Origin of the sequence: Neoroseomonas rubea (assembly GCF_016106015.1) — a bacterium.
GTDB lineage: Bacteria > Pseudomonadota > Alphaproteobacteria > Acetobacterales > Acetobacteraceae > Neoroseomonas > Neoroseomonas rubea.
Window position 1 is genome coordinate 1 of sequence record NZ_JACADQ010000447.1, and the last position, 2,680, is coordinate 2,680.

The window sequence follows — 2,680 nt, forward strand, 5'->3', positions numbered from 1 at the left end:
GCCCCCGCCGTGCCCGCCTGAACCGCCCGCGCGCCCGCCGCGCTGCGCGCAAGCAGTGGCGCGGCCGCGGCGAGCGCCAGCAGCGCGCCGGCGAGAAGCGCGAGCATCGTCAGCATCGAAGGGGACGGCGCCGAGTCACGGCCGAAGGATAGGCCCCCGGCCGCCGCGCCGGCCACCCCCGCGCCGGTTGCAGCCATAGGGCGCCAGGGCTAGAGCATGACGGGCGGCGAAAAACGCCGCGCCAGAAGGGGGCGAGGGCGCCATGCGCCGAAGGGGCGGGCCGGCAACCGGCCGCGCGGCAGGCTAGATGCAGGCGCTGCTCGGCTTCAGCCGCGGCGTCGACGTGATGAACGAGAAGATCGGCCGGGTGGCCGACTGGCTCGTGCTGTCCGCCTGCCTGATCAGCGCGGGGAATGCCGTGGTGCGCTACGGCTTTTCCTGGTCCTCCAACGCCTGGCTCGAGGTGCAGTGGTATCTGTTCGCCGGCACCGTCATGCTGGGTGCGGCCTACACGCTGAAGCGCAACGAGCATGTGCGCGTCGACCTGGTCTATGGCAGCGTTTCCCAGCGGCTGCGGCTGTGGATCGACGTCTTCGGCATCATCCTGTTCCTGCTGCCGGGGATGGTGCTGCTGGCCTGGATGACCTGGCCCTTCTTCTTGGATGCCTGGGTGCGGCATGAGGGATCCCCCAATGCCGGCGGGCTGCTGCGCTGGCCGGTCAAGCTGCTGATGCCGGTGGGATTCGCCCTGGTGGCGCTGCAGGGACTGTCGGAACTGATCAAGCGGATCGCCGCGCTGCGCGGCCTCGGCCCCGATGCGGTGGGCATCGCCGACTACCAGCGGCCGGAGCAATAGGCGGATGCTGAGCCTCGAGACGATGCCGGCGCTGATGTTCGGCGGCCTGGTGGTCTTCCTGCTGATCGGCTTCCCGGTCGCCTTTTCGCTGTCCGCGGTCGGGCTGTTCTTCGGCTTCATCGCGATCGAGATGGGCTTCTTCACCACCGCCTATCTCGGCAACCTGCCGCTGCGCGTCTTCGGCATTCTCTCGAACGACCTGCTGCTGGCGATCCCGTTCTTCACGCTGATGGGCGCGATCCTGGAACGCTGCGGGCTGGCGGAGGACCTGCTGGAAGGCACCGGGCAATTGTTCGGCAAGGTGCCGGGCGGGCTCGCCTACGCGGTCATCATCGTGGGCGCGATCCTCGGCGCCATCACGGGCACCGTGGCGGCGAGCGTGATCGCCATGGGCATGATCAGCCTGCCCATCATGATGCGCTACGGCTACGACATGCGCATCGCGACGGGGGTGATCGCGGCGTCGGGCACCATCACGCAGGTGATCCCGCCCTCGCTCGTGCTGATCGTGCTCGGCGACCAGCTCGGCAAGAGCGTGGGCGACATGTATGCCGGCGCGATCGGACCCTCGGTCCTGCAGATCCTGCTGTTCCTCGGCTTCATCGCCCTCGTCGCGGTCTTCGCGCCGCACAAGGTCCCGCCCTTGCCGCCCGAGGCGCTGGTGCCGCGCGGCTGGAGTCTCTACTGGCGCGTGATCCGGGGCATGGTGCCCTCGATCGTGCTCATCTTCCTCGTGCTCGGCACCATCTTCATGGGCCTCGCCACGCCCACGGAAGCGGGCGCGATGGGCGCGGTCGGTGCCGTGGTGCTCGCCGTGATCAACCGGCGCTTCACCTGGATACTGATGCGCGAGGCGATGTCGAACACCATGCGCATCACGGCCATGGTGATCTTCATCCTGATCGGCGCGACCGTGTTCAGCCTGGTGTTCCAGGGGGTCGATGGCAGCCACTGGATCGAGCACCTGCTCTCCCACCTCCCCGGCGGGCAGACGGGCTTCCTGATCTTCGTCAACATCTTCATCTTCTTCCTGGCGTTCTTCCTCGATTTCTTCGAGATCGCCTTCATCGTCGTGCCGCTGCTCGCCCCGGTCGCGGCGAAGCTCGACATCGACCTGGTGTGGTTCGGGGTGCTGCTCTGCATCAACATGCAGACGTCCTTCATGCACCCGCCCTTCGGCTTCGCGCTGTTCTACCTGCGCGGCATCGCGCCCAAGGAAGTGCTGTCGAAGGACATCTACTGGGGCGCGGTGCCCTGGCTTTTCCTGCAGCTGCTGCTGGTCGCGATCGTCATCTTCTGGCCTGAGAGCGTGACCTACTGGCTGGACCGCGGCACGGGCGTCGATCCGGCGAGTGTCACGATCGACGTGCCCATCCCCGAGGCACCGGACGAGACGGCGGTGCCGGTGTTCCGCTGACGCCGGTCCCGCCCGCCTGACGTCGGCGGGCGGGCGCCGGCGCGCTGTGAAGCATCTCAGCCCCCGGCTTCGCGGCGTGACCGGCGCGGTTGCGCGGCCGCAGCCAGACATGCTGCTCTCCGGCCGACATGACCCTTTCGATGAGCCATCCGCTTCCGCCGCGGCTCCGATCGCGCCTCGAGGCCGCGTTCGGCGCCGATCTCGCCGGTGTCCGGCTCCATGTGGGCCGCAGCGGCGCCCGCGTCGCGGCCGAGGCCGGTGGCCTCGCCTGCGCCCTCGAGGGGCGGGAGGTCTTCCTCGGCCCTGTCCCGCGCGGCCTGCGCGGCCTCGTCGTCGCGCATGAGGTCGCGCATCTGGTCCAGCAGCGGCGCCCCGGGGCGCGCGCGCGTCCCGCCGCGGCGGAGCGC

At 69.5% G+C, this 2,680-nt stretch carries 3 protein-coding genes; all 3 read left to right on the plus strand.

Annotated features, from left to right (window positions below):
- Positions 1 to 307: 307 nt before the first annotated feature.
- Positions 308 to 856: a TRAP transporter small permease subunit gene (locus HW577_RS23415; RefSeq protein WP_198378516.1), complete on the plus strand. Its 549-nt coding sequence runs from the start codon at positions 308 to 310 to the stop codon at positions 854 to 856.
- Positions 857 to 860: 4 nt separating this feature from the next.
- Positions 861 to 2,273, plus strand: a complete 1,413-nt coding sequence (locus HW577_RS23420) for a TRAP transporter large permease (protein WP_198378517.1) — start codon at positions 861 to 863, stop codon at positions 2,271 to 2,273.
- A 140-nt stretch (positions 2,274 to 2,413) separates the two neighbouring features.
- A partial coding sequence (locus HW577_RS23425) for an eCIS core domain-containing protein (RefSeq protein ID WP_198378518.1) occupies positions 2,414 to 2,680 on the plus strand: 267 nt, incomplete at its 3' end.